The following is a 24,928-nucleotide window of genomic DNA, read 5'->3' on the forward strand; positions in this document are numbered from 1 at the left end:
TTTTATGTACTTAATTTTTGATACAGAAACGACGGGATTGCCAAAAAACTGGAAAGCGCCTATTACCGATACCGACAACTGGCCAAGAGCTATCCAGATTGCCTGGCAATTACATGATGAAATGGGGAATTGTATCGAACATCAAGACTACCTTATTCAACCAGAAGGGTTTAATATTCCTTTCGATGCCGAGAAAATCCATGGTATTTCTACCGAATTAGCTCAAGAACAAGGAGTGTCGCTAGCTGAAGTTTTGGAAAAATTTAATGCAGCGATTAACAAGACCAAATTTATAGTAGGACAAAATGTAGGGTTTGATGTTAATATAATGGGCTGCGAATTCTTTAGAGAAGATGTAGCTAATAAATTACAGGAGTTACCTGTTTTAGATACCTGTACAGAACATACAGCACAACTGTGTCAAATTCCTGGTGGTCGAGGTGGTAAGTTTAAGTTGCCAACATTAACCGAGCTTCATGAGTATTTATTTAACCAGCCATTTGCCGAAGCACATAATGCCACAGCCGATGTGGAGGCTACCACACGGTGTTTCTTAGAGTTAATAAGAAGAAAACAGTATACTAAAGAACAGTTAGATGTTCAACCAGATTATTTCGAGCGTTTTTCAGAGGAAAACCCTCAAGAAATCCAGCTTATAGGATTAAAACATATTAATCTAAAACGCGAAAGTGCTAAAATACGAGAGCGTTTAGAAAAAGAGCAAACCGATACCATTTCAACAGAGGAAATAAAACAAAATATTTCCAATTTAGCCGATATCGATTTTGTGCATTTACACAACCATTCGCAATTCTCTATTTTACAATCAACTATAAGTATTGCAGATTTGGTGACTTCGGCAGCCAAACATCAAATGCCGGCGGTAGCCTTAACCGATCACGCTAACATGATGGGAGCCTTTCACTTTGTAAGCGCTATTAGTAAACACAACAAATCGGTTGAAGAAAAACATAAAGAGGCTCAAGAAAAAGGCGAGGTTTCAACAGCAAAACCAATAAAAGGTATTGTGGGCTGCGAGTTTTTTGTTTGTGATGATCATGCCGATAAAACACGAAAAGACAATGGCTATCAAATTGTTATGTTGGCAAAAAACAAACGTGGTTATCATAATTTAGCGAAGCTTTCATCAATCGCCTATACCGAAGGGTTTTATTATGTGCCGCGAATTGATAAAAAGCTTATTGAACAGTATAAAGACGATGTTATAGTACTTACAGGAAACCTGTATGGCGAAGTGCCTAGTAAAGTATTAAATGTAGGTGAAAATCAGGCAGAAGAAGCCTTGTTGTGGTGGAAAGATACCTTTGGCGATGATTTGTATATTGAATTAATGCGTCATAATCAAGAAGATGAAAACCGTGTTAATCAAGTTTTGGTAGCATTTTCTAAGACACATGATATTAAGCTAGTAGCGTCTAATAACACATATTACGCCGAAAAAGGAGATGCCAATGCGCACGATATTTTATTATGCGTAAAAGATGGCGAAAAGCAAGCCACGCCTATTGGTCGTGGTCGTGGCTATCGTTACGGGTTGCCAAATCAGGAGTATTACTTTAAATCTTCTAATGAGATGAAAGAACTCTTCAAAGATTTGCCCGAAGCTATTACCAACCTTCAAGAAGTAGTTGATAAAATTGAGCCTTTCGAGTTAGCTCGAGATGTATTACTACCAAAGTTTGATATTCCAGAGAAATTTCAAGTAGAAGAAGATAGTGTAGATGGTGGTAAACGCGGTGAAAATGCGTACTTGAAGCACCTAACATACGAAGGCGCTAAAAAACGATATGGCGAAATTACCGATGATATAAAAGACCGTCTCGATTTCGAGCTAGACGTTATTGCCAATACAGGGTATCCCGGATATTTCTTAATTGTAGAAGATTTTATTAGAGAAGCCAGAAACATGGATGTGTCTGTGGGGCCAGGACGTGGTTCGGCTGCTGGTTCGGCGGTGGCCTATTGTTTAGGTATTACCAATATGGATCCTATTAAATACGACTTGCTGTTTGAGCGTTTCTTAAATCCAGATCGTGTAAGTATGCCCGATATTGATATCGATTTTGATGATGAAGGTCGAGGTCGGGTTATGGATTATGTTATTGATAAATATGGCGCTAATCAAGTGGCGCAAATTATTACATACGGTACCATGGCAGCAAAATCTTCCATTCGTGATACAGCACGGGTTTTAGATTTACCATTGTTTGATGCTGATAGGATTGCTAAACTCATCCCAAATACCAAGTTGGCCAAGATTTTTGGAATGGATGAAAAAGCGTTGAAAAGTAAGTTCCGTTCGGAGGAAGTCGAACTTATTAATGAGCTGTTGAATATTTCTGAAGGCGAAGGCTTGGAGGCCGAAACCGTTAACCAAGCGCGTGTACTAGAGGGTTCGGTTAGAAATACTGGAATTCACGCTTGTGGTGTTATTATCACGCCAGATGATATTACCAAGTTTGTGCCAGTATCAACGGCTAAAGATTCCGATTTATATGTTACCCAATTTGACAACTCGGTAGTTGAAAATGCCGGATTACTTAAAATGGATTTTTTAGGTCTAAAAACGTTAACCCTAATTAAAGATACCATTAAAATTGTAAAGGCAAAACATGGTATTGAACTTGATCCTGAAAGTTTTCCTTTAGACGATGAAAAAACTTACGAGTTGTTCCAGAGAGGTGAAACGGTTGGAATATTCCAATACGAATCACCAGGAATGCAAAAACACATGAAGGATTTAAAACCTACGGTTTTTGATGATCTTATTGCCATGAATGCCTTGTATCGTCCAGGGCCAATGGAATATATACCAAGCTTTATTGCTCGTAAACATGGTCGAGAAGATATTGTTTACGATTTGCCAGCCATGGAAGAATATCTACAAGAAACTTACGGGATTACAGTATATCAAGAGCAGGTGATGTTGCTATCGCAAAAACTAGCAAATTTTACTAAAGGTGAAGCCGATGTATTACGTAAAGCTATGGGTAAAAAAATCTTTGCTTTATTAGAAAAACTTAAACCAAAATTTTTAGATGGCGGCGAAGCCAATGGACATCCAAGAGATGTACTTGAAAAAATTTGGAAAGACTGGGAAGCTTTTGCGAGTTATGCGTTTAACAAGTCGCACTCTACCTGTTATGCCTGGATTGCTTATCAAACAGCTTATTTAAAAGCTCATTATCCAGCCGAATATATGGCAGCGGTATTGTCTAATAATATGAACGATATCAAGCAAGTTACGTTCTTTATGGAAGAATGTAAACGAATGAAGTTAAATGTACTTGGACCAAGTGTTAACGAATCGTTTTATAAGTTTTCTGTGAACAAAGATTATGCGGTACGTTTTGGTATGGGCGCGATAAAAGGGGTTGGTCATGGTGCTGTAAAAACCATTGTAGAAAATCGAAAAGAAGACGGCTTATACAAATCTATTTTCGATTTAACAAAACGAATTGATTTACGAGCAGCAAACAAAAAAGCCTTTGAAAATTTAGCCTTAGCAGGAGGTTTTGATTGTTTTTCTGATACGCATCGTGCGCAATATTTTCAAGATGAAGGCGATGGTATTACGTTTTTAGAAAAAGCCATGAAATACGGTGCCAAACACCAAGAAAATGAAAATTCTGCCCAAGTAAGCCTGTTTGGTGAGGCTAGCGATGTTCAAATTCCAGAGCCACAAGTGCCACCATGCGAAGATTGGGGGACCATGGAAAAACTAGCTAAAGAAAGAGAGGTTGTTGGAATATATATTTCTGGTCATCCTTTAGACGATTTTAAAGTGGAAATGACCAATTTTTGTAATGCCGATTTATCTTTGTTTAACAACTTAAATAATTACGTAAATAGAGAGTTGACTTTTGGCGGTGTAGTTACCGATGTGCAACATCGTATTAGTAAAGCAGGAAAAGGTTGGGCGATGTTTACCATGGAAGATTACGAAAATAATTTTGAGTTTAGAATTTTTGGTGAAGAATATTTAAAGTTTAGGCATTTCTTGGTTAATAATTCCTTTCTTCATGTAAAAACATTTGTTCGTGAAGGTTGGGTAAATAAAAATACAGGCATAAAAGGCGACCCTAGACTGCAATTTAATAGTTTTCAGTTACTACATGATGTTATGAATAACTATGCAAAAAAGCTATCTGTAAAATTAGATATTTCCGATTTACAGAATGACAGAATTCAGGTATTGCAAGATTTGTTTAGGCTTCATAAAGGTGAAAAAGCCTTGAGTTTTATAATTTATGATAGCGAAGAGCGTATTAAATTAAATATGCCTAGCAGAAAGCAAAAGGTAAAAATATCTAAAGAGTTACTAGATGAACTTAACGAAAACGAATTAGTTTATAAATTAAACTAATCGCGCACTAGGGATTGAGGTATTTGTTGAAGCTCTTTTTTTAAAAAAGCGACTACCGAAAGCCCGCCCAAAAGTATTTTGGGAGTGCTATAAACAAGAAAATAAGGTAAGCTAATGCTTATATAAGTAAAACAAATTGATAGGTTGTAAGCTTTCGTGATTTTTTTGACTAATATTGCATAGAAACTAGAAGTACAATTTTTTAAATCATAAATTATGGCATTAGAAATTACAGATGCAACGTTTGAAGAGCAAGTATTAAAAAGCGACAAGCCCGTAATGGTAGACTTTTGGGCAGCTTGGTGTGGACCATGTAGAATGGTAGCGCCTATTATTGATGAATTAAGTACAGAATACGAAGGGAAAGCTGTAGTAGGAAAAGTAGATGTAGATGCAAATCAAGAGTTTGCTGCAAAATATGGTGTAAGAAACATTCCTACCGTTTTAGTTTTTCAAAATGGAGAGGTAGTAGGACGCCAAGTTGGTGTAGCACAAAAAAGCGCTTATGCAGAAGCTTTAGATTCGCTTTTGTAAATAAAAGATTAAAGAAATGATAAAAGGTTTGCTGTAATGGCAAACCTTTTTTAGTTTAGATGTGTATGGATTTACAACAAGAATTAAATAAGGTAGGCGGGTTTAAAAATCTAGATTTGTTAGCGAAACAAGTTGTTGAAGGATTTATAGCCGGTATGCATAAGAGTCCGTTTCATGGCTTTTCTGCAGAGTTTGCAGAGCATAAAATATATAACCAAGGCGAAAGCACAAAACATATAGATTGGAAGCTATTTGCAAAAACAGATAAGCTATATACAAAACGCTACGACGAAGAAACCAACTTGCGTTGCCATTTAATTATAGATAATAGTAGTTCTATGCATTATCCAGAAATGTCGTTGTTTTCTATTGATAAGCTTAATAAAATTGCATTTTCTGCTTTGGCTTCGGCAAGTTTAATGCATATTTTAAAAAAACAGCGCGATACTGTTGGGTTAAGCGTGTATAGTAATGCGTATGATTTTTATGCGCCAGAAAAAGGAAGTGAAAGACATTACCATATGTTGCTACATCAGTTAGGAGAGTTGGTGCAATCTAAGCCCGAAAGTAAACAAACAGAGACATATACTTACCTTCACCAGATCGCTGAGAAGATTCACAGGCGATCGTTAGTGTTTTTATTTACAGACATGTTTCAAACCGAAACCAATGAGGAGAAGTTGTTTGAAGCCTTACGACATTTAAAACACAATAAGCATGAAGTTGTGTTGTTTCATGTTTTTGATAAAGCTAAAGAGTTAATGTTCGATTTTGATAATTCGCCGCGACGATTTATTGATGTTGAAACAGGAGAACATATAAATTTATATGCCGAAAATATTAAGGAGAACTATGAAAAAGCCGTTAATAAGTATTTTAATGACATAAAATTAAAATGTGGGCAGTATAAAATTAATTATGTGGAAGCCGATGTAAATAAGGGATTTAACGCTGTTTTATCTACCTTTATGGTGGAGCGTCAAAAATTTTTATGAGATAATTTTTAAAATTTCTTGTAAAATATTTGAGATATAAAAAAAGGCGTGTATATTTGCATCCGCAATTGTGCAACGGTCTGGTAGTTCAGTTGGTTAGAATATCTGCCTGTCACGCAGGGGGTCGCGGGTTCGAGTCCCGTCCAGACCGCAAAAATTGCTAAAGCTTCAATTTTTATTGGAGCTTTTTTTGGCAATAAGATTTAGTTGTGTTGTTTTTGCCTTAATGTTGTTATTAAGGCAAATATGTAGAGATACTCAATAAAGTTGAGTATTCCAATGGAAAGCTTTCCTTTTTTCACTTAGGTGAAAATTGGGATGCTTTTTTGTTTTCTAACCACTTAGAGCAACATTAAATACCTCTTAATCGATAAAAAATGCATTTCATCGTGTTTTTTTAGTTGATTAAGTTATTTTACAATACATTTGATATTCCTTCGTAAGCCCCAAATTGATTTACAATCAGCTTATTAAGGTTTTTAATCCATTTTATCCCTCACAATAAGGCATGCTTATGGTTTTGTCATAAGACTGCGTATTAATTATCCATTTATCATCCCTCAACTTTTAGAGCTTTTTAAGCTCTTAATCGGTTTTGAATTTATTGTATAACCTAAATATAAAAAGTTGAAAAGTATGAAACCCCTAACAATTACATTATTAGCAGTTATTTTTTGTGTAGCCTTAACAGGATTAAACAGTGAAAAAAACATTAAACCAGAAGGTGTTAACCATAAAGAGGTTAAAACCAATGATTTTAAATATGATTTTGCTGTTAATAAGCATGTAAGAAAAAAGAGAATTCCACAACACGGATAGTATTTGTAATTTTATTATAGATAACCCAATTTGGCTTTGCCGAATTGGGTTTTTGTGCTTTCTGTATTTTCCATTTTTTTGTTTTAAATTTGGTTACACCCTCTAAATAGTTTTTGTGTACAAAAAAATTTTAATTTTATTTCTCTTTTTAGGACCAGAATTAGTAATGGCGCAATCTAGTTCTTCTTTATTGGATAGTGTTAGGTTTTATAGAGGAGAAGCCCAAAAGGGTAGCTATAGTTTAAATGAGCAAATTAAACATGTGCAAAAAGCTATTGCGTTTTCTAGGCAATACAATAAAGATAGTACGTTGTTAAAGAGTAGAAGGTTGCTAGCAACACTTTACCTTCAAAAAAGAGATGTCGATACACTTTTAAAAATTAATAGAGACAATTTAGCTCTAGCAAATAAAATTAACGATTCTGTAGCCGTAGGTTATATTAGTAATGTTTTGGGGTGGTGTCACTCCTCCAAAGTAAAATCGGATAGTGCTTACTACTATTATTATAATGCTTCAAAAGTATTTTCTAATTTAAATATGGAGCAAAACTATGCCGAAGCGCTTTTAAATATGGCTAATATTCAGTTTGAAGAAAAGGATTATCTAGGAGCTGAAAGTAATGCTATTCGTTCGGTACGTTTATTCCAAAAATTTCCTAAAACCGAGTATAATTTAGATGCCCTTTGGTCTATTTATAATCTTCTTGGAATACTTTCAGATGCTTTAGGGTTGTATGACAATGCTATTGAGTACCACGAAAAAGCTTTAACATATAGCGATCAAATTGAAGATCATTCCCTATATACATTATATTCTAAAAGTAATATTGCCTTAATTTATAAGGAACAAGAAAAATATAAGGAGGCCATACAAATTTATAAGGAGTTGTTTGAGAAAGAGGAGGAGTTGCTTAAAGATCTTTCTAACTATGCTTTAATTTTAAGTGATTATGCTTTTATAAAGCATTTGTCAGGAGATTTCTCTGATAAGGAAATTAAAACCATGCTGAGTAAATCGTATAAAATTAGCGACAGTATTCAAGATGGATTTAGTATTATGACGGTGTCTTTAAATGCTTCTGAATATTATTTAGATAAAAAACAAAAGGATTCAGCCTTATTATTTGCTAATCGTGCTTACACATTAGCTAAAGAAACAAACTCTAACGATGTTACTTTAAAATCACTTTTATTAAAATCGAAAATAGAATCGCCAGAAAAAGCAAAAGAATACCTAAAATCTTATGTCGCCATAAATGATAGTTTGCAAGATAAAGAGCGTGCTATAAGAAACAAGTTTGCCAGAATAGAGTTTGAAACAGATAATCTTAAAGAAAGAAACAAACAAATCGCACGTGAGCGGATGTGGCTTATTGTGTTATCGGCAAGTTTGGTATTTACCTTAATCTTGTTGTATATTATTATTTCACAGCGTGCCAAAAACAAAGAATTACAGCTAGTACAACAACAGCAAGAAGCAAACGAAGAGATTTATAATTTAATGCTCTCGCAACAAGATAAAATAGATGAGGCTAGAGTGATTGAAAAAAAGCGAATATCTGAAGAACTTCATGATGGTATTTTAGGACGGTTATTTGGAACACGATTAAGTTTGGATAGCCTAAATATGGTTTCTACAGACGAAGCTATAACCAATAGAAGTAAATATATTGAAGAATTAAAAAACATAGAACACGATATTAGAAAAGTATCTCATGAACTTAATACCGATTTTGTTTCTGGATCAAGTTTTTACAACATTATAAAGTCTTTAGTGGAAACTCAATGTGTTGCCTATGGACTAGAGTTCGACTTAAAAAATGATGATAGTATAGATTGGGATAACGTGTCAAATAAAACAAAAATTCACTATTACAGGATATTACAAGAATCGCTTCAAAATATATATAAACATGCCAATGCCACAAAGGTTGAAATTAGTTTTAAGCAAAAAAATAATGTAATTTGCTTACAAGTTTCTGATAACGGTTCTGGTTTTGATGTAAGCAGAGCAAGAAAAGGAATCGGCCTAAAAAATATAGCCTCTCGTGTTACAGAAATTGACGGAAAATTAACTATTGAATCAAACCAAGAAAACAGAACGACTATAACTGTAAGTGTACCTGTTTAAACCCAAAAAACAATGTCTCAAGAAACCATACGAATATTAATGACAGACGATCATCCTATTATAATTGAAGGCTATCAAAACACATTGTTAGCTACAAAAAAGGAGGATCAAGATCTTAAAATAGATATCGCCAATAATTGTGATGAGTCGTTACAGTTTATGCAGCAAGCGTTAGATTTTGATAAGCCTTACGATTTACTGTTTATGGACATTAGTTTGCCGCCATCATCTGATGGTAAATTTACATCGGGTGAGGATTTAGCTAAACATGCAAGAAAGATAATGCCTAATGCGAAAATTATTATTTTAACCATGTTTAATGAGTCTTATAGAATTCATAATATCGTAAAAAGTATCAATCCAGAAGGCTTACTTATTAAAAGCGATTTAACCTCTAACGAGCTTTCAAGTGCTTTTCAAGCCGCATTAAAAAACCCACCTTTTTACAGTGGTACTGTAAATAATTTGATAAGAAAAACCATATCTAGCGATATTGAGGTAGATGATGTTAATCGTAAAATTTTACATTTATTATCACAAGGTGTAAAAACGAAGAGTTTAAAAGATCATATAAACTTATCAATGAGTGCAATTGAAAAACGTAAAAAACACTTAAAAGAACTCTTTTTTGTAGAAGACGGTAATGACGAAACCTTATTAAAAGAAGCGCGAAAAAAAGGGTTTCTATAAGCAGATAAAAGTAAACTTAATTCCGACTATACTTTAAAACTACGGTTTTTCCGTAATTATTTTGTGGTTAAACCGTAAAGGTTCTATTAGGATTTAGATTACTTTTGTTTAAGTCAACAGCAAATAATTAATTAATCCCTCAAGAAGAATTTTTGTTGATAATAGCATTTACACTAACCTTGTAATTTTTCAACTTTGTTTTAAAATTGCAAGGTTCTTCTTTTTTAGAAAGAGAAAATACGATCAAAATGCTGCACTAAAACTTTTATAAAAATTCCTAAGAAAACGATTGATAGAATAAATTTTAAAAACGTTCCTGTTAAAAAGCCTAAAAACGATCCCAAAGCTGCTTTGGTAGCTGTTTTAGAATCCGATTTATTCATTAGCTCTCCAATTAAAGCACCAATAAAAGGCCAAATAATAATACCAAACACCCCTAAAACAGGAAAAAATATAGCGACCACAAGTCCTAAAGTAGTGCCAATAATACCTTTTCGGCTTCCGCCAAATCGTTTTGTTCCTATGGCAGGAATAATATAATCCAAAGCGAAAACAAGTAGAGCAACGGCAAGTGTAATACTTAAAATCCACCAGTTGTTCTCCACGGCTTTAGTAAGATAAAGCATGAGTAATCCTATCCAACTTATTGGTGGACCAGGCAAAACAGGTAAAAAGCTTCCTAAAATACCTAGAAGTATAAACAGAAAACCGATAAAAGTAAGTACAATATCCATATACAACAGTTTATGTATAAGACGAAAATACAATATCTATGTTACATTTTAAACTAAAAAATTAGTTTAAACTAATTTTTTAGTTATATTTGCTATATAGAACTAAATTCTTAGTTGATAAAATGAAACAACTTACCAAGGCAGAAGAAGAGATTATGCAAATTCTGTGGCAATTACAAAAAGCCAATGTAAAACAGGTTATAGAGCAATTACCCGAACCAAAACCTGCTTACAATACAGTATCGACTATAATACGAATATTAGAAAGTAAAGGAATTGTGAGTCATGATAAAAAAGGAAAAGGTCATGTGTATTTTCCTGTGCTTAAAAAACAAGATTATAGTAATCAGAGTTTAAATACTTTGGTTGAAAATTATTTTCATGGCTCATTTAAAAGTATGGTGTCTTTTTTTGTGAAGAAAAACGACATTAGTTTAAGTGAATTAGAATCTGTGTTAAAAGAAATTAATAAAGACAATTAACCATGTTACATTATATTTTTCAAATAATGGTTTGCCAATTCCTTTTTATGTTGGTCTATGATTTTTTCTTAAAAAAAGAAACGTTTTTTAATTGGAACAGAGCTTATCTGTTAATAACAATGTTGCTTTCTTTTTTAATACCTATTATAAAAATAGAGCCATTTCAAGCAGCTGTAGCTAAACAAAACCTAGTTTTATTACCCGAGGTTTTAATAGGAAATAAAACGCCTATAATTTTAAATGAAGTGCTTTTGGAATCTAATCAAGTAGTTGGTTTTTCATGGTCTTGGAGCTATTTATTTGTCCTAGGAAGTAGTATTATGTTGCTGATTTTTCTTGGGAAACTATTCAAGATTATTGCTCTGTATAGACAAGGTATCAAACAAAAGGTGAATAATATTACCATTGTTAAATTAAACCACAGCAACGCAGCATTCTCTTTTTTTAATATCATTTTTATTGGTGATTTAGTAGAACTCCAAGAACGAGAAAGCATATTACAGCATGAGTTAATTCATGTAAAGCAAAGGCATTCTTTAGATATGGTATTTTTCGAAATATTAAAAATTGGGCTTTGGTTTAACCCTATGGTGTACATCTATCAACAAAGAATAAGTAATATACACGAATTTATTGCCGATAAAGAGATAGCCAATCACGAAGGTAAAAAACAATATTATTTAAACTTATTATCGAAAATATTCGACACAAAAAAAATAGCATTCATCAATACATTTTTTAAACAATCATTAATCAAAAAACGAATCGTTATGTTACAAAAATCAAAATCAAAACAAATTAAGTTAGTTAAGTATGCGCTTTTATTGCCTGTTATTTTTAGTATGTTAGTGTATTCTTCATGCTCAAATGAAAATTTAAATAATCAGAAGCATAATCAAGAGGTATCAATAATGGAAAATATTGACGCTTTAAAAGAATCGATAGCTGCCAAGGGAGAAATGACGCCAGAAGAAGAAAAAGCATTTAAAGCATTGGTAGTATTAATTTCAGATGAAGGTTTAAACCACGACTATTATGAAGAAGTGTCTGATGTTGTCGAAATTCCCTTTGGCATTGTAGAGAATGTGCCTGTTTATCCAGGATGCGAATCTTTAGAGAGCAAGAATGAAGTGATAAAGTGTATGCACCAAAACATTACAAAATTTGTAGGTGATAATTTTAACACTAAAGTTTCTAAAGGTCTTGGTTTAGAAGGCAACCAAAGAATTATGGTTACCTTTAAAATCGATACACAAGGTAACGTTACGGCAGTAAAGGCAAGAGCAGCTCACAAAGCATTACAAGAAGAAGCTGAAAGAGTTGTAAGCCTGTTGCCTAAAATGAAACCAGGAGAACAAAAAGGTAAAAAAGTTACTGTGCCTTATGCGTTACCTATAATGTTTGCATTAGATGAGTAGAATATTGTTATTATGTTTACTAATATGTTTTAAAGCCGAAGCACAAACTTCGGCTTTATCTGTAGCCGATAGCTTGTATGCTCATGGCAAATATTCGCAAGCTATTACAATTTACAAATCAGATACTTTAAACCCAGCAACCAATTTAAAAATAGCAAGATCCTACGAAGCCATTGGTAATTATGATAAAGCCTTAAAACATTATCAAAAAGGCCTAACTAACAATGACTTGCTATCGCGGTTTAACTACGTTAAATTATTATCTAAAACCAAACAATACACGTTAGCAAAATCGCAACTTGAAACCTTAATAGCATTGGATAGTGTAAATCCTAATTATCACTACCAATTAGGTGTAATTTTAGAAGCAACAAACGATTCAACAGCAATTAATAAGTATCAAACAGCTTATAATTTAGATTCTACGCATCAAAAAGCCATTTATAAAATTGCGCGTGAGTTTGTTAAAACAAGACAGTTTGATAAGGCCAATGAGTTTATCGATAAAGGCTTGATGGGGTACGCTAATAATGTTAGCCTTATAAGCTTAAAGGCACAGAATTTATATTATAAAGAATATTACGAACAGGCACAACAATGGTTCCATAAACTTATAGATTTAGGCGAGCAATCCGAATTTATTTATGAAAAACTTAGTTTATGTTATGCTAAAAACTTTCATTATAAAGAAGCAATAACATATAGACAGAAGACTTTAAAGTACAACCCCCAAAACGCCAACGCTATGTTTGTAATAGGAAGTTATTATGAACAATTACAAGATTATGAGAATGCCAAAAAATATATAGAACAAGCGTTGTTAATTAAAGATCAGCCGTTGGATTTTGAATATCAAAAATTAGCCATGGTATATAACCGATTAAAAAAATATGATAAAGCCATTGAAGCTTATAAAAAAGCTATTAAAGAAGCTCCAGATAGGGTTGACATTCATTTTTTCATGCTTCTATCCAAAGAAAGATACTATGCCGATATGGACGCGAAAATTAAATTGTATGAAGACTTTATAAAGCGATTTCCAAATGAAAAGAATTTTGTGGCTATAGCCAATAGGCGGTTGCAAGAACTAAAAGAAGAAAAATTTATGTCTAAAACCAATTAGCATCATTAATATTTTCTTCTCAGACACCTAAAAAAATTGTACTTTTCGCTTTCATAACAATTTATGAAAAAGTTAATTACGGTTATATTACTTTTATGCTTTACGTCGTGTAATTATTTTGACGTTAAAAAAACATCTACCGAAACCATTTTAAATGAAGAATTAAAAACATTTAATTGGAAAGATGTAGATGAATATCCGTCGTTTTCTTCCTGTGATAATACTTTTCAAAAAGAAGAACGAAAAAGGTGTTTTACACAAACGCTAATAAAAACCATATCCAATCGGTTAGCGCATCAAAATATTGTGGTTACTGAAGATGTTACCGATACGGTTATGATGCGCTTACAGGTTTCTTATAAAGGGGAATTAAAGGTGTTAAGTATTAAAGCCGATACGTTAACATACCAGCAAATACCAAAAATAGATAGTCTGTTAGTAAGCACGTTAGATTCTCTACCTAAAATTTACCCTGCTGTAAAGCGCTCTCAGCAGGTCACAACTGAATTTAGTTTGCCAATACGAATTCATGTTAACTAAAACCTGATAGCAAGCTTTTTCATTAGTCTTAAAATTTCTACGTAAAGCCAAATTAAGGTGACTAAAAGTCCCCAAGTGGCAAACCATTCTTTGTATTTAGGGGCTTTGTTTTTATGGCGTTCTATAAAATCGTAATCTAAAAGCAAGGATAACGAGGCCACAATAGCAGCTAAAATATTAAAAATAATAGCAATCCAAGAGGTTCCCCAAATAAAGGTTTTAATGCCAAAAAAACTTAAAATAAAAGAGATGATATAAACAACAAAAATACTAGCTGCAGATGTAATAATAACGCTCCTGAATGTTTTAGTAACTACAATAAGTCTTGTTTGGTAAAGTATAAGTGTCACAAAAAAAGTTACAATAGTAACGCCAATAGCTTGATAAGGCATTTCTGGAAACTTAGCTTTAATGTAAGCAGAAAACCCGCCTAAAAAACAGCCTTTGGTGATGGTGTAAAGTGGCACTAAAATATGTGCCCAATGTTGTTTGTAAGATAGAATTACACTTATAATAACCGATCCAATAATACCGCCATAAGTAAACCAACTAACATCAACACCTTGCTCGTAAAGTTTCCATACGCCAAAGGTAACTCCCATAATAATCAGAATACATAACATGGATTTTATAAAAATCCCTTTAACCGTCATTTTAGACGTATGTTTACTATTGTCGTTCCAGAAGTAGGGCGTGAAAGCTGGATTTGAAGTTTTTAACTTTAAAGCCATACTAAAGAATCATCTTAAAACCTAAAGAAACGTCTGTCGAGAAATTATCTGAGTTATCTAAAAATATAGCAACAAGTCTGTTGTAATTTAAAGAAATAAAAGCACGATTACTTATGCGATATTCCCCGCCAATTCCAAAAATAAAAGGCGCATCAAAAATGGTTTCATGATCGCTTGTACTAACTAATTGCGAATTGTTGTTTTCGTAGGTATATGTAACTTTATTAAAGCTTAATGTTGCAAATTTAACATTGGCATAAACACCCAATTTAGATGTGCTAACAAAGCGATATCTATAGCCAAGAGATAATTCGGTGCTTGAATATTGTAACTCGTCGTTTTCTAAAGCATGACGTAATTGAAAAAATCCAGAATGTCTTGGTTTTTCTTTGTTAGAAATAACTTCTAGTTCGGTGCCAAATATGGGAGACAATGCATTGTCTGGGTTTTCAACAAAAGGAAAATTGGTAATTCCGCCTAAAACCCCTAATCGTAACTGTGGTTTTGCCTTTTTTACTACCGATTGGTAAGCTACATCGGAAGTGCCGTTGTATAAATCAATAACTTTTTTTAAACTAGGAAGTGTAAGATCAACATTATCAATCGAAACATTATAGCCGCTATCCATAACGCTGTTTAAAGTAGCTTTATATTCTTCTTGAAATTTTTTATTGCTGCCTTTCGTATTTTTTAGTTCAGAGATTGTACCATCTTTAGTCCTAACAAAATAGCGGTATTGTCCATTAATAACATTCCAAAGTAAGTCTAAATTACCTTCAACTTCGGTTTTCAGTTCTAAAGTCTCTTCGCCAACAGTATAGGTTTCTTGAGCTTGAGCCACAAAAAAGCTTAGTAAAAAAACTAAAGCGAGTATAATATTTTTCATAAAAGGTATGATTTAGGTTTGTAAACAGACATGAATAAAAACAATAGCTTTTGAGTAAAGCTAACAAAAATAAACGAGAGTGTGTTTATTTTTTAAAGGTTCTTCCTTTCCATTTATAACTTGAAAAAATAGAAGCAATAGCTACAAAAACAGACATAAAAGGATATAAAAAAACACTAATAATGTATGTTGTAAAACTAAAAGACTGCTTAAAAAACCGAGCCGTTTTAGCAATAAGTAAATAATCAATCAACCCTTTAATTAAGAAGAAACATAGCAGTAGTTTAAAGTTAAAATTCCCTGTTAACCCCATGACTGAAAAACCGACTAAAACACCATTAGCTAATAGTACAATTATTCCTGTGGTTTTAGCAAAGTTGCTAGAGTAATGTGTGGCTTTTGAGGCCCAACGTAAACGTTGCTGAAAGTAAGCTTTTAGCGTGGTTTCGGTTTTTGTTGTAACAATAGCCTTGTTGTTTTTTAAGTATAGCACATTTTTAGGAAAGTATTTTAAAGCATTTTCCAAAAGAAAAATATCGTCGCCACTAGCAATATTGTTGTTGCTTGAAAATCCATTAACCTTTAAAAAAACAGTTTTTTGATAGGCTAAATTAGCACCATTAGCCATAAAAGGTTGTTTTAAGCCAAAACCACCAATAGTTGTACCTTGAAGGCTTAACACATCTAAAAGTTGATAGCACTTAAAAAAAGTGTTTGTCTTGTGTAATGTTACTGGAGCAACAATAACTTTTGGCTCTTTTTTTGCTATAAACGAATTAAAACAATTTAACCAAGAATTTGGTAAAATACAGTCGGCATCGGTTGTGATTATCCAAGAATATTTAGCAACAGAAATAGCCGTAGTAATGGCGTCTTTTTTAGGGGAATTGGATGTTCTTTTGTTGTTTAAAATGGTGAAATCTACATCGCTATTTTTTAAATAATCTTGAATTAATTTAACGGAATTGTCTTTAGAAGCATCGTCAACAAAAAGAATTTCAAAATGTGACTTTGAATACTTTAAAGCCTTTATTGATTCCAGAAGAAAAGGCAAATCTTTTGCTTCGTTTCTAAAAGGAATAATTACCGAAAAGGTGTTTTTTGCAACAAGTTCTTTGCAAGTGTAAGAAGGTGTTTTGTTAAATCCTATAACAAAACAACCTACTAAAACGAGGTAAGAGGTAATAATTATAATGGCAAAAACGATGAGCATTTAATCAGATTCAGGGAGTTTAAAGTTTAATACATAATAACTTCCAAAAACACTAGGTAACGCAAAATTAAGCAGCCACATTAGCATTACAGTACTAAGAATAATAAAGTCGTTTACACCAACACTAGTAAACAAATAAACAGCAACACTTCCCTTTATAACCACATCAAAAATAGAAATAGAAGGAATAATAGAAGCTAATAAATACATACTTGAAATAACTATCATAGCATTAGGGTAAGATATATCAACCCCAAAAATGAGCAAAATCCAATAAAATTGAAACGAAAAAACAGCATAACGCAATAACGAAAAAGTACTAGCCTTGTAAATATTGTTTTTAGGATAGTCTTTAAAAAACGCTTTGATTTTTGAAAATGACTGTCCCTTTATTTTAAAAGGGTATTTTTTTAAGCCAAAACCAATCATAAAACTTATTAAAATAACAATGGTTAAAAAACGCAAGACTTTTTTAAGGCTGAAGTCAATATCGTAGTTAAAAAAAAACAAAGTCAGTCCAATACAACCAAGAATTGTAGTAACTCCCATTTGTGTTATATTACCTAAAAAGTTTATTAAAACTACACGTTTTCTAAGAGGCGGTTCAAAATATAAAACCTTAGCACCATATTCGCCAATTCTATTTGGAGTAAACAACGACGCGGTTAAAGCGCCAAGAGTTTGTTGGGTAGCATTTTTTATTGAGATTTGTTTAATAGGATTTGTGAGAGTTTGCCATTTTAGAATATCAAAAAACCAGTTTAAACTACTTAAAAACACTAAAAAAGCCATATGTTTTATAGAAAACACGTCATGTTGCTCTAAATAATTAATAAACGTATGATAGCTTAAGTCACTATTTAATGTTATTTTTTGATAGATAAAATAAAAAGCCCCAACAACAATACTTAATTTAATAAGTACAATAAAGAATTGCTTAGTTTTGTATGGAAGTGCTCCAAAGCGCATACTGCAAAATAAACCATTTTATCAATATGAATTTAGTTACAAAGACGAATAAAAAAATATTAAGCTTAAGCGTATTTATTTTAATAACTGCATTTGGGTTTTCGCAAAGAACGACAAGTAAGTGGAAAGCGCAATTAGCATTAGGTGTTAATAGCCCGTCGCAATCAGGTTTTGTTCATGATTTTGAAGGAAAATCCATTAACTTTCCAACAGTTAATTTAGGGCTCCAACACATGTTTAAACGCCAATTAGGTGCTAAATTAGATTATGGGTTTAATAGAATCTCAAACCAAGATAATACACCAGAATTCAAGTTAAATTATTCGAGGATTAACGCTCAATTTGTTTACGATCCCACGCCTAGCTTACATTTTTTGCCGTTTAGGATGGGCGTTGTAACCCATGCTGGTCCAGGATATTCGTTTGTAAAGCCTTTAGGTGTTTATACAGATAATAATACGTCTTTTTTTAATGTTATGGCTGGTTTAGAAATGCATTATGGTATTACTGAACGCTTGTCTATTTACACCGATGTGTCTTATATTTATGGGGTGTCAAAAGATTTTGATTCAACTACAGAAGGCTATGGTAGTTTTAATGGAAATTTACTAACCATCACAGCGGGAGTTACGTTTTCGCTTAGTGGTTGCCAATATTGCGATTAATGAAGAAAGAAAAAATTATTTTAGGAATTGACCCAGGGACAACTATCATGGGGTTTGGACTCATAAAAGTTGTTGGAAAATCGATGACATTTTTACAACTCAATGAATTAGACCTAAAAAAGTACAAGGATCATTACTTAAAACTGAAATATATCTTTGAACGTACAGTAGAATTAATTGATACTTATCATCCTGATGAGATAGCTATTGAAGCACCTTTTTTTGGGAAAAACGTGCAAAGTATGCTTAAACTAGGACGTGCTCAAGGGGTTGCCATGGCGGCAGGTTTATCTAGAGAAATTCCAGTAACAGAGTATTCACCAAAAAAAATTAAAATGGCCATAACAGGCAATGGAAATGCTAGCAAAGAGCAAGTGGCCAGAATGCTACAAAGTACTTTAGGATTAAAAAGTTTGCCTAAAAATTTAGATTCAACCGATGGATTGGCCGCAGCTGTTTGTCACTTTTATAATGAAGGTCGCGTTGAGGTTGGTAAAAGTTATAGTGGTTGGGCTAGTTTTGTAAAGCAAAACGAAGGCCGAGTGAAAAAGTAATGGCAGGTATTTATATCCATATCCCGTTTTGTAAGCAAGCTTGTTATTATTGCGATTTTCATTTTTCAACTTCACTAAAGAAGAAAGGCGACTTACTTTCTGCGTTAAAATTAGAGTTGCAACTTCGAAAAGGTGAACTTGAAAATCAAACCATAGAAACTATTTATTTTGGAGGAGGAACACCATCGTTATTAAGTAATAATGAAATACAAGGCTTAATTTCTGAAGTTTACAAGAACTATCAAGTAGCCAAAAACCCTGAAATTACGTTAGAAGCTAACCCGGACGATTTAACTAAAACCAAAATTTTAGAACTTGCCAAAAGCCCTGTAAGCAGATTAAGCATCGGTATTCAATCCTTTTTTGAAGAGGACTTAAAGCAAATGAATCGCGCACACACGTCTCAAGAAGCTAAAGCATGTTTAGAACAGGCCACGTCATATTTTGATAATATTACCATCGATTTAATATATGGTATCCCTAACATGAGTATAGAAAAATGGGACGCCAATTTGCAAACAGCATTTCAGTATGGTGTAAATCATATTTCAAGTTACGCTTTAACTGTTGAACCAAAAACAGCTTTAGAAACGTTTATAAAAAAAGGACAGTATCCGCCAATAGATGATACTTTGGCACAGCAGCATTTTAATTATTTGGTTAGCGAAACACAAAAACACGGGTTTGTACATTATGAAATCTCAAACTTTGGAAAACCAAACTATTTTTCCAAACACAACACGAGTTATTGGCAAGGAAAACCATATTTAGGTATTGGGCCTTCGGCACATTCTTTTATAGGAAAAACACGTAGTTGGAATATTGCTAATAACTCAAAATACATTAAAAGAATTCAAGATGAAATATTGCCTAGTACTTCAGAAGAATTAACAAATAAAGATGGCTATAACGAATATGTAATGACTGGTTTGCGCACTATTTGGGGTGTTTCTTTAAATAAAGTCGAAGCCGATTTTGGCGTAAACTTTAAAACATATTTACTTACAGAAGCCCAAAAATTTATCGACAAAAAATTATTAGAAATTGATGATAGCAAAGCAACTTCTATAACATTAAAAACCACCTTAAAAGGCCAGTTTTTAGCCGATGGAATCGCTGCAGAGCTATTTATGATTTAGTATATTTGATTACTATGAAAGCAACAATACAATATAACTCCAGAAAACTTCAAATAGATTTAGCAAAACCTTTAGATATCTCCATACCTATAAAAGCACCAAACGCTGTAAAAGCATGGTATGTTCAAGACCCTAAAATTGCTCCTGTGGTTATGGATAAATGGGTAGGAAGTGTAAAGGAAGGCGCTTCGGTAAATTTTAATACCATTACGTTTAATCCACATAGCCATGGAACGCATACAGAATGTGTAGGGCATATTACCGAAAAAAACGAATCGATTAACAAGAGTTTAAAAAAGTTTTTTGTCCTAGCTGAAGTTGTTACAGTTGCACCAGAAAAAAAAGGTAGTGACTTTGTAATATCAAAAAAACAAGTACAATTTGCTTTAGGAAATAAAAAACGCGATGCCGTTATTATTAGAACGATACCAAATACAACAGAAAAACTAAGTAAAGAATATTCTAATACAAACCCGACATATTTATTGCCTGAGGTAGCCGTGTATCTTCGTGAAAAAGGAATTAAGCATTTATTAGTAGATTTACCAAGTGTAGATAAAGAAAAAGACAACGGTAAACTCATGTCTCATAAGGTATTTTGGAATGTAGATGGGAAAATTAGAAAGCACGCTACAATAACCGAATTGGTTTTTGTGCCAAATAAAGTCACCGATGGTGAGTATTTTTTAGATTTACAAGTGGCACCCATAGAAAACGATGCTGCACCAAGTCGCCCTGTATTATATCAAATAATCGATTAAATGAAAACAACTATAAAAATAGAAGAACTGTTTATGTTTATTTTAAGCATTTACATGTTTTCAATCTTGCCTTTTGCTTGGTGGTGGTTTCTAGTGTTAATTTTATTACCAGATTTGGGTATGTTAGGCTATTTAGTAAACACAAAAGTAGGAGCGATATGTTATAATATATGCCATCATAAAGGTATAGCAATTGCCATTTTTTTATTAGGCATTTGGTGGCATAGTGACGTGCTTCAGTTAATAGGTGTCATAATATTTGGACACGCATCTTTAGACAGGATGTTGGGTTACGGTTTAAAATATTCAGATAATTTTAAACATACACATTTAGGTAAAATAGGACGATAATCATGGAGATCTTTATAGGACTTATTGTAGGAATATTAGTGTCGATGGTTGTGTTGTGGTTTTTTCAAAAAAAGCGAGCTAAAGTAAAGGCACACACACAATCGGTAATTTTATTAGATAAAATAAAAAAGGTCTATAAGTTTATTACAGTTGAGGGTGATTTTGCTGAAATTTATCATTACGAAAATACCAAAGACCGCTTTTTAAGCCTAATAAGTAGTAAAAAGAAGGCTTTAATAGTAATTAATGCCAAAGCACAAATAGGTTACGACTTTTCTAAAGTATCGCTACAAGCCAACGAAAAGCAAAAAACAATAGTTTTAGGGGCTTTTCCACAGCCAGAAGTCTTAAGTATTCAAACCGATTTAAACTATTATGATAAAAAAGACGGTATGTTTAATAAGTTTGAAGCGTCCGATTTAACCGAATTAAACAAAGAAGCCAAACAACATATATTGGATAAAATTCCAGAAAGTGGCTTGTTTCAAGTAGCACAAAAAGAAGCTTTAGAAGCTATAGCGTTAATCGAAAACATTGTGCAAACAATAGGTTGGAAATTAGATTATTCAGCATTGGAATTAGATGACACAGCAGCTAAACTAATCGATAAGACAAAACAATGAATATAGAGCAACTTTATCAATACTGCCATAGTAAAAAAGCTGTGACCGAGCATTTTCCGTTTGATGAGAATACATTGGTATTTAAAGTAGCAGGAAAAATGTTTTTGTTAACCTCTATAAAAAACTGGGAAACAGGCACGCCAGCAATAAACTTAAAATGCGATCCCGATTACGCTCAAGAACTTCGCGCTCAATACGAAAGTGTACAGCCAGGTTATCACATGAATAAAACCCACTGGAATACCGTTAGCCTATATAAAGATTTACCATCAGCATTAATCCCAAAATTAATCGATCATTCTTACAATTTAATTATTGAAAGTCTTCCTAAAAAAGTAAGAAATACGTTACAGTAGTGTTTTTTGAAATTACATTTATCACGTATATTTCTGATAATCAAAAACTTATTTGTATATTAGCGTTTCCTTAGAATAATTACTTCACCTATAAAGTAAACATAGCGTTTTACCCCAAAATTCAGGTTGTCCCAAGGCAAATTAGTATCGAAGATTAAACATTTATACTAACCTTAATTTGATTTGTAATTATGAAAACAAACAACCGAATTTTTATTGTAACAGTATTCTTACTATTACTATTTACAGCACCTGTCTTGTCTCAAGCAGAGCGAGAAAGACCAGCATATGTTGTTGTAACAACAATGCATTGGGATTTAGACTATGAAGATTTTGATAAAGCTAAATGGATAGCTACAGAAAAAGAGTTTTTTGATAAAGTAATTAAAAAGAACGACCATATTGTGTCGGCAGGAATTTATACCCATTTGTTATCTGATGATAATAGTGAACTACTTTATGTGCAAGTATACAATACTTGGAATGATATTGATTTAGCCGCAAAAAAGAATCAAGAACTTGCCGAATCTGCTTGGCCTGATGAAAGCAAAAGAGAAGCATTTTTTGATAAACAAAATGCTTATTATGCACCAATGCATTCAGATGAAATTTATGCTACCATGGATCATGCAAAATTATTTCAAGGAGATTTTAACGATGATATGGTAGTCTATGTTAGAAAGAATCATTTTGATTTTCCTGAGGATGGCAGTGCAGAAGAATTTAATAGCATGAATACAGAATTTATTAAAAATGTTATTCATAAAAACGAGTACATTAAGGGATACTACCCGCATTCGCATGCCTATGGTGCTAATAGCACAGATTTTATTGAAGGATTTTATTTAAATTCTATGTCGGATTTAGAAAAGATGTTTGAACGAAGCCAAGAGCTAATAGAGGCTCATTGGAGTAGTGAAGCGAAACAAAAAGAATTTACGAAAGTAGCTAGTAAGTATTTTACAGGAAAACACAGCGATGCTGTATATGCTGTTATTCCAGAATTGAGAAAATAGATTAACTATCTAATAAGAAGAGGCATCCAGATATTATATTTTGGATGCTTTTTTACTTTAATAAAACCCAAGAAAATGTATTTTTGTATCGTAATTATAATATCATGCAAATTCTACAAACTCTTCAAGAACGTAGCAATAACTCATGCGAGTTATGTGGCTCAAAAGATAATTTATCACAATATACTATTCCGCCATCTTTAAATGAAACAGTTGATAATAGCTTATTGGTTTGTCAAACCTGTTTAAATCAAATTAATGAAGATGAGGATATGGATGCTAACCATTGGCGTTGCCTAAACGATAGTATGTGGAGCCAGTATGTAGCCGTTCAAATTATGGCTTGGCGTATGTTACAGCGTTTACGTGCCGAAGGTTGGCCACAAGATTTATTAGGCATGATGTATTTAGATGATGAAGCTTTAGCATTAGCCAAAGAAACAGGTGAGGATAAAGACGACTCCGAAAAAATTATACATCGAGATAGTAATGGGGCTATTTTAGAGGCTGGTGATTCGGTAGTTTTAATAAAAGACTTAAAAGTAAAAGGCTCTAGTATGGTGGCTAAACAAGGAACTGCTGTAAGAAATATTCGTTTAGATCATGAAAATGCCGAATATATTGAGGGTAAAGTAGATGGTCAAAACATTGTTATTATAACTAAGTTTGTAAAGAAGCTTTAAGGTGTATTTTTATTTTTAAAAAAGCCAACACCTAAAGGAAAGATAAACACTAAAAACAAATATCTTCCTGTAACTAGTCCAAAAATAGTTATAACTGCAAGAAGTAACATTATAACTATTTTGTACGATTGCTTCATGTGGCTAAATTACATATTCTTCTGACAAATAATACTTGTGTTAATCGATAAAAAGATCTTTTTAACGTGTAAATCTAAAGTTCTAGTACTTAGTCGAAAAAAATAGGGTTAATCAAATAATTTTCAGACATTTACATTGTATTACCTCTTTTGATTAATAGCATAAATATTTATGATAATAAAAATTTATGTTATGAATTTAATTATAACTAGTGCAAATAACCATTTTAAAGTAAAAGGTGTTTTAAACAGGCAAACAGTTCATCTGTTTAAAAGTGAATTGTTTAAAGCTTTAAACAAATTAAACACAATTGTTTTAGATATAGAAGGCTTGAAGGATATAGATAGGTATGGTGTTAGTGTTTTAGCACAATTACATAATGAATCTATTTCTCAAAATAAAAAAATGTCTATTGTGGGTTTGGGCTGTAAAGAGCTTTATGATCATTTTAAATCGGAGGAAACAGCAGCTTAGTTTAGCAAGACATATCGGCAACAATTTTCCATTTACCATTAATTTTTTTGAAAATAATGAGAAATACACCATTGGCATTGCCAACGGGACGCGTTAAATGGTATTCGCCCATTACATAATAACTATTGTCTTCTATTTGCGTTATAGTGTTAATTACAAATTTTAATGTACCGCTTTCTGCTTTTGTTGGATAGCCTTTTTTGTAATTATTCAGGGTGTTTTTCCAACCATAAGTAATACCGCGGCTACCATAAAATTTTAATGAGTCACTTTTCCAATACCCTTGCATAAAGCCTTCTAGGTCATGATTATTCCAAGCTCTTTCTTGCGCTTTCATAACGCTTAAAATATCAGCTTTAATAGTCGCTTGCTTGTTACTGTTGTCTGGATTTTGCCCAAAGGATATTGACGCATAGAAAACGCATAATAAAATAACGAATAGTCTCATAATAAAGTTTATTTAGAATCCTAAGTTACAAAATCTGTAATGTATATGATTAAAGAAAAAAGCCTCGA

General features: G+C 32.7%; 26 protein-coding genes and 1 tRNA gene. 21 read left to right on the forward strand and 6 right to left on the reverse strand.

Annotation, left to right across the window (positions count from 1 at the left end):
• Window positions 1-4: 4 nt before the first annotated feature.
• From dnaE to R3L15_RS00940, 7 genes are all read left to right on the forward strand, one after another.
• Entirely contained in the window at window positions 5-4,387 is a 4,383-nt protein-coding gene (gene dnaE / locus R3L15_RS00910; RefSeq protein WP_338732687.1) for a DNA polymerase III subunit alpha, read from the forward strand.
• 216 nt (window positions 4,388-4,603) lie between these two features.
• Window positions 4,604-4,921, forward strand: a complete 318-nt coding sequence (gene trxA, locus R3L15_RS00915) for a thioredoxin (protein WP_125466853.1) — start codon at window positions 4,604-4,606, stop codon at window positions 4,919-4,921.
• Between the two features lie 65 nt (window positions 4,922-4,986).
• On the forward strand, window positions 4,987-5,916 hold the full coding sequence (locus tag R3L15_RS00920; protein WP_338732689.1) for a DUF58 domain-containing protein: 930 nt from the start codon (window positions 4,987-4,989) through the stop codon (window positions 5,914-5,916).
• A 77-nt stretch (window positions 5,917-5,993) separates the two neighbouring features.
• A tRNA-Asp gene (locus R3L15_RS00925) sits at window positions 5,994-6,067 on the forward strand.
• A gap of 485 nt (window positions 6,068-6,552) precedes the next feature.
• Window positions 6,553-6,735 (forward strand): hypothetical protein, encoded by a 183-nt coding sequence (locus R3L15_RS00930; protein WP_338732691.1) that lies wholly within the window; start codon window positions 6,553-6,555, stop codon window positions 6,733-6,735.
• A gap of 115 nt (window positions 6,736-6,850) precedes the next feature.
• Window positions 6,851-8,866: a tetratricopeptide repeat protein gene (locus R3L15_RS00935; protein WP_338732694.1), complete on the forward strand. Its 2,016-nt coding sequence runs from the start codon at window positions 6,851-6,853 to the stop codon at window positions 8,864-8,866.
• A 12-nt stretch (window positions 8,867-8,878) separates the two neighbouring features.
• Window positions 8,879-9,556 carry a DNA-binding response regulator gene (locus R3L15_RS00940; protein WP_338732696.1) on the forward strand — a complete coding sequence of 226 codons (678 nt, stop codon included), beginning with the start codon at window positions 8,879-8,881 and terminating at the stop codon, window positions 9,554-9,556.
• Between the two features lie 224 nt (window positions 9,557-9,780).
• Here the strand turns inward: R3L15_RS00940 and R3L15_RS00945 are convergent, their stop codons facing one another.
• Window positions 9,781-10,290, reverse strand: a complete 510-nt coding sequence (locus R3L15_RS00945; protein ID WP_338732697.1) for a DUF456 domain-containing protein — start codon at window positions 10,288-10,290, stop codon at window positions 9,781-9,783.
• A 122-nt stretch (window positions 10,291-10,412) separates the two neighbouring features.
• On the opposite strand from R3L15_RS00945, the gene R3L15_RS00950 reads away from it, so the two are divergent.
• From R3L15_RS00950 to R3L15_RS00965, 4 genes are all read left to right on the forward strand, one after another.
• Window positions 10,413-10,772: a BlaI/MecI/CopY family transcriptional regulator gene (locus R3L15_RS00950; RefSeq protein WP_338732698.1), complete on the forward strand. Its 360-nt coding sequence runs from the start codon at window positions 10,413-10,415 to the stop codon at window positions 10,770-10,772.
• Window positions 10,773-10,891: 119 nt separating this feature from the next.
• Window positions 10,892-12,190 (forward strand): M56 family metallopeptidase, encoded by a 1,299-nt coding sequence (locus R3L15_RS00955; protein WP_338732699.1) that lies wholly within the window; start codon window positions 10,892-10,894, stop codon window positions 12,188-12,190.
• Window positions 12,183-13,313, forward strand: coding sequence for a tetratricopeptide repeat protein (locus tag R3L15_RS00960; protein WP_338732700.1), 1,131 nt, complete (start codon window positions 12,183-12,185; stop codon window positions 13,311-13,313). The genes R3L15_RS00955 and R3L15_RS00960 overlap by 8 nt, the downstream gene beginning before the upstream one ends.
• 63 nt (window positions 13,314-13,376) lie before the next feature.
• Window positions 13,377-13,853, forward strand: coding sequence for a hypothetical protein (locus R3L15_RS00965; RefSeq protein WP_338732701.1), 477 nt, complete (start codon window positions 13,377-13,379; stop codon window positions 13,851-13,853).
• On the opposite strand, the gene R3L15_RS00970 is transcribed toward R3L15_RS00965, so the two are convergent.
• From R3L15_RS00970 to R3L15_RS00985, 4 genes are all read right to left on the reverse strand, one after another.
• Window positions 13,850-14,584: a Bax inhibitor-1/YccA family protein gene (locus R3L15_RS00970; protein WP_338732702.1), complete on the reverse strand. Its 735-nt coding sequence runs from the start codon at window positions 14,582-14,584 to the stop codon at window positions 13,850-13,852. The genes R3L15_RS00965 and R3L15_RS00970 overlap by 4 nt on opposite strands.
• A 1-nt stretch (window position 14,585) precedes the next feature.
• On the reverse strand, window positions 14,586-15,470 hold the full coding sequence (locus tag R3L15_RS00975; RefSeq protein WP_338732703.1) for an outer membrane beta-barrel protein: 885 nt from the start codon (window positions 15,468-15,470) through the stop codon (window positions 14,586-14,588).
• 85 nt (window positions 15,471-15,555) lie between these two features.
• Window positions 15,556-16,683: a glycosyltransferase gene (locus R3L15_RS00980; protein WP_338732705.1), complete on the reverse strand. Its 1,128-nt coding sequence runs from the start codon at window positions 16,681-16,683 to the stop codon at window positions 15,556-15,558.
• Complete coding sequence (locus R3L15_RS00985) at window positions 16,684-17,652, reverse strand: hypothetical protein (RefSeq protein WP_338732706.1); 969 nt, start codon at window positions 17,650-17,652, stop codon at window positions 16,684-16,686.
• Window positions 17,653-17,678: 26 nt separating this feature from the next.
• Here R3L15_RS00985 and R3L15_RS00990 point away from each other — a divergent pair, with 26 nt between their 5' ends.
• The 10 genes from R3L15_RS00990 to R3L15_RS01035 all read left to right on the forward strand — a co-directional run bounded on the left by R3L15_RS00990 (window position 17,679) and on the right by R3L15_RS01035 (window position 24,412).
• A complete protein-coding gene (locus R3L15_RS00990) occupies window positions 17,679-18,317 on the forward strand; it encodes an outer membrane beta-barrel protein (protein ID WP_338732708.1) in 639 nt (212 codons plus the stop codon).
• A complete protein-coding gene (gene ruvC, locus R3L15_RS00995) occupies window positions 18,317-18,871 on the forward strand; it encodes a crossover junction endodeoxyribonuclease RuvC (RefSeq protein WP_338732709.1) in 555 nt (184 codons plus the stop codon). Before R3L15_RS00990 ends, ruvC begins: the two co-directional genes overlap by 1 nt.
• Entirely contained in the window at window positions 18,871-20,010 is a 1,140-nt protein-coding gene (hemW, locus tag R3L15_RS01000; protein ID WP_338732710.1) for a radical SAM family heme chaperone HemW, read from the forward strand. Before ruvC ends, hemW begins: the two co-directional genes overlap by 1 nt.
• A 14-nt stretch (window positions 20,011-20,024) precedes the next feature.
• On the forward strand, window positions 20,025-20,771 hold the full coding sequence (locus R3L15_RS01005; RefSeq protein ID WP_338732711.1) for a cyclase family protein: 747 nt from the start codon (window positions 20,025-20,027) through the stop codon (window positions 20,769-20,771).
• Complete coding sequence (locus R3L15_RS01010; protein ID WP_338732712.1) at window positions 20,772-21,122, forward strand: DUF4260 domain-containing protein; 351 nt, start codon at window positions 20,772-20,774, stop codon at window positions 21,120-21,122.
• A 2-nt stretch (window positions 21,123-21,124) separates the two neighbouring features.
• A complete protein-coding gene (locus R3L15_RS01015) occupies window positions 21,125-21,745 on the forward strand; it encodes a DUF4230 domain-containing protein (protein ID WP_338732714.1) in 621 nt (206 codons plus the stop codon).
• Window positions 21,742-22,101 carry an MmcQ/YjbR family DNA-binding protein gene (locus R3L15_RS01020; protein ID WP_338732715.1) on the forward strand — a complete coding sequence of 120 codons (360 nt, stop codon included), beginning with the start codon at window positions 21,742-21,744 and terminating at the stop codon, window positions 22,099-22,101. The genes R3L15_RS01015 and R3L15_RS01020 overlap by 4 nt, the downstream gene beginning before the upstream one ends.
• 191 nt (window positions 22,102-22,292) lie before the next feature.
• Window positions 22,293-23,117: a hypothetical protein gene (locus tag R3L15_RS01025; RefSeq protein WP_338732716.1), complete on the forward strand. Its 825-nt coding sequence runs from the start codon at window positions 22,293-22,295 to the stop codon at window positions 23,115-23,117.
• A 104-nt stretch (window positions 23,118-23,221) separates the two neighbouring features.
• Complete coding sequence (locus tag R3L15_RS01030) at window positions 23,222-23,800, forward strand: PhnA domain-containing protein (RefSeq protein ID WP_338732717.1); 579 nt, start codon at window positions 23,222-23,224, stop codon at window positions 23,798-23,800.
• Window positions 23,801-24,130: 330 nt separating this feature from the next.
• Window positions 24,131-24,412 carry an STAS domain-containing protein gene (locus R3L15_RS01035; RefSeq protein WP_338732718.1) on the forward strand — a complete coding sequence of 94 codons (282 nt, stop codon included), beginning with the start codon at window positions 24,131-24,133 and terminating at the stop codon, window positions 24,410-24,412.
• A gap of 1 nt (window position 24,413) precedes the next feature.
• Here the strand turns inward: R3L15_RS01035 and R3L15_RS01040 are convergent, their stop codons facing one another.
• Window positions 24,414-24,860 carry a nuclear transport factor 2 family protein gene (locus tag R3L15_RS01040; RefSeq protein ID WP_338732720.1) on the reverse strand — a complete coding sequence of 149 codons (447 nt, stop codon included), beginning with the start codon at window positions 24,858-24,860 and terminating at the stop codon, window positions 24,414-24,416.
• Window positions 24,861-24,928 lie beyond the last annotated feature (68 nt).

This window comes from Mangrovimonas cancribranchiae (assembly GCF_037126245.1).
Classification (GTDB): domain Bacteria; phylum Bacteroidota; class Bacteroidia; order Flavobacteriales; family Flavobacteriaceae; genus Mangrovimonas; species Mangrovimonas cancribranchiae.

Bases quoted from the DNA above. Each gene is read 5' to 3' on its own strand.
- dnaE (WP_338732687.1), top strand. From the start codon at position 5: ATGTACTTAATTTTTGATACAGAAACGACGGGATTGCCAAAAAACTGG.
- trxA (WP_125466853.1), top strand. From the start codon at position 4,604: ATGGCATTAGAAATTACAGATGCAACGTTTGAAGAGCAAGTATTAAAA.
- R3L15_RS00920 (WP_338732689.1), top strand. From the start codon at position 4,987: ATGGATTTACAACAAGAATTAAATAAGGTAGGCGGGTTTAAAAATCTA.
- R3L15_RS00930 (WP_338732691.1), top strand. From the start codon at position 6,553: ATGAAACCCCTAACAATTACATTATTAGCAGTTATTTTTTGTGTAGCC.
- R3L15_RS00940 (WP_338732696.1), top strand. From the start codon at position 8,879: ATGTCTCAAGAAACCATACGAATATTAATGACAGACGATCATCCTATT.
- R3L15_RS00945 (WP_338732697.1), bottom strand. From the start codon at position 10,290: ATGGATATTGTACTTACTTTTATCGGTTTTCTGTTTATACTTCTAGGT.
- R3L15_RS00950 (WP_338732698.1), top strand. From the start codon at position 10,413: ATGAAACAACTTACCAAGGCAGAAGAAGAGATTATGCAAATTCTGTGG.
- R3L15_RS00955 (WP_338732699.1), top strand. From the start codon at position 10,892: ATGTTGCTTTCTTTTTTAATACCTATTATAAAAATAGAGCCATTTCAA.
- R3L15_RS00960 (WP_338732700.1), top strand. From the start codon at position 12,183: ATGAGTAGAATATTGTTATTATGTTTACTAATATGTTTTAAAGCCGAA.
- R3L15_RS00965 (WP_338732701.1), top strand. From the start codon at position 13,377: ATGAAAAAGTTAATTACGGTTATATTACTTTTATGCTTTACGTCGTGT.
- R3L15_RS00970 (WP_338732702.1), bottom strand. From the start codon at position 14,584: ATGGCTTTAAAGTTAAAAACTTCAAATCCAGCTTTCACGCCCTACTTC.
- R3L15_RS00975 (WP_338732703.1), bottom strand. From the start codon at position 15,470: ATGAAAAATATTATACTCGCTTTAGTTTTTTTACTAAGCTTTTTTGTG.
- R3L15_RS00980 (WP_338732705.1), bottom strand. From the start codon at position 16,683: ATGCTCATCGTTTTTGCCATTATAATTATTACCTCTTACCTCGTTTTA.
- R3L15_RS00985 (WP_338732706.1), bottom strand. From the start codon at position 17,652: ATGCGCTTTGGAGCACTTCCATACAAAACTAAGCAATTCTTTATTGTA.
- R3L15_RS00990 (WP_338732708.1), top strand. From the start codon at position 17,679: ATGAATTTAGTTACAAAGACGAATAAAAAAATATTAAGCTTAAGCGTA.
- ruvC (WP_338732709.1), top strand. From the start codon at position 18,317: ATGAAGAAAGAAAAAATTATTTTAGGAATTGACCCAGGGACAACTATC.
- hemW (WP_338732710.1), top strand. From the start codon at position 18,871: ATGGCAGGTATTTATATCCATATCCCGTTTTGTAAGCAAGCTTGTTAT.
- R3L15_RS01005 (WP_338732711.1), top strand. From the start codon at position 20,025: ATGAAAGCAACAATACAATATAACTCCAGAAAACTTCAAATAGATTTA.
- R3L15_RS01010 (WP_338732712.1), top strand. From the start codon at position 20,772: ATGAAAACAACTATAAAAATAGAAGAACTGTTTATGTTTATTTTAAGC.
- R3L15_RS01015 (WP_338732714.1), top strand. From the start codon at position 21,125: ATGGAGATCTTTATAGGACTTATTGTAGGAATATTAGTGTCGATGGTT.
- R3L15_RS01020 (WP_338732715.1), top strand. From the start codon at position 21,742: ATGAATATAGAGCAACTTTATCAATACTGCCATAGTAAAAAAGCTGTG.
- R3L15_RS01025 (WP_338732716.1), top strand. From the start codon at position 22,293: ATGAAAACAAACAACCGAATTTTTATTGTAACAGTATTCTTACTATTA.
- R3L15_RS01030 (WP_338732717.1), top strand. From the start codon at position 23,222: ATGCAAATTCTACAAACTCTTCAAGAACGTAGCAATAACTCATGCGAG.
- R3L15_RS01035 (WP_338732718.1), top strand. From the start codon at position 24,131: ATGAATTTAATTATAACTAGTGCAAATAACCATTTTAAAGTAAAAGGT.
- R3L15_RS01040 (WP_338732720.1), bottom strand. From the start codon at position 24,860: ATGAGACTATTCGTTATTTTATTATGCGTTTTCTATGCGTCAATATCC.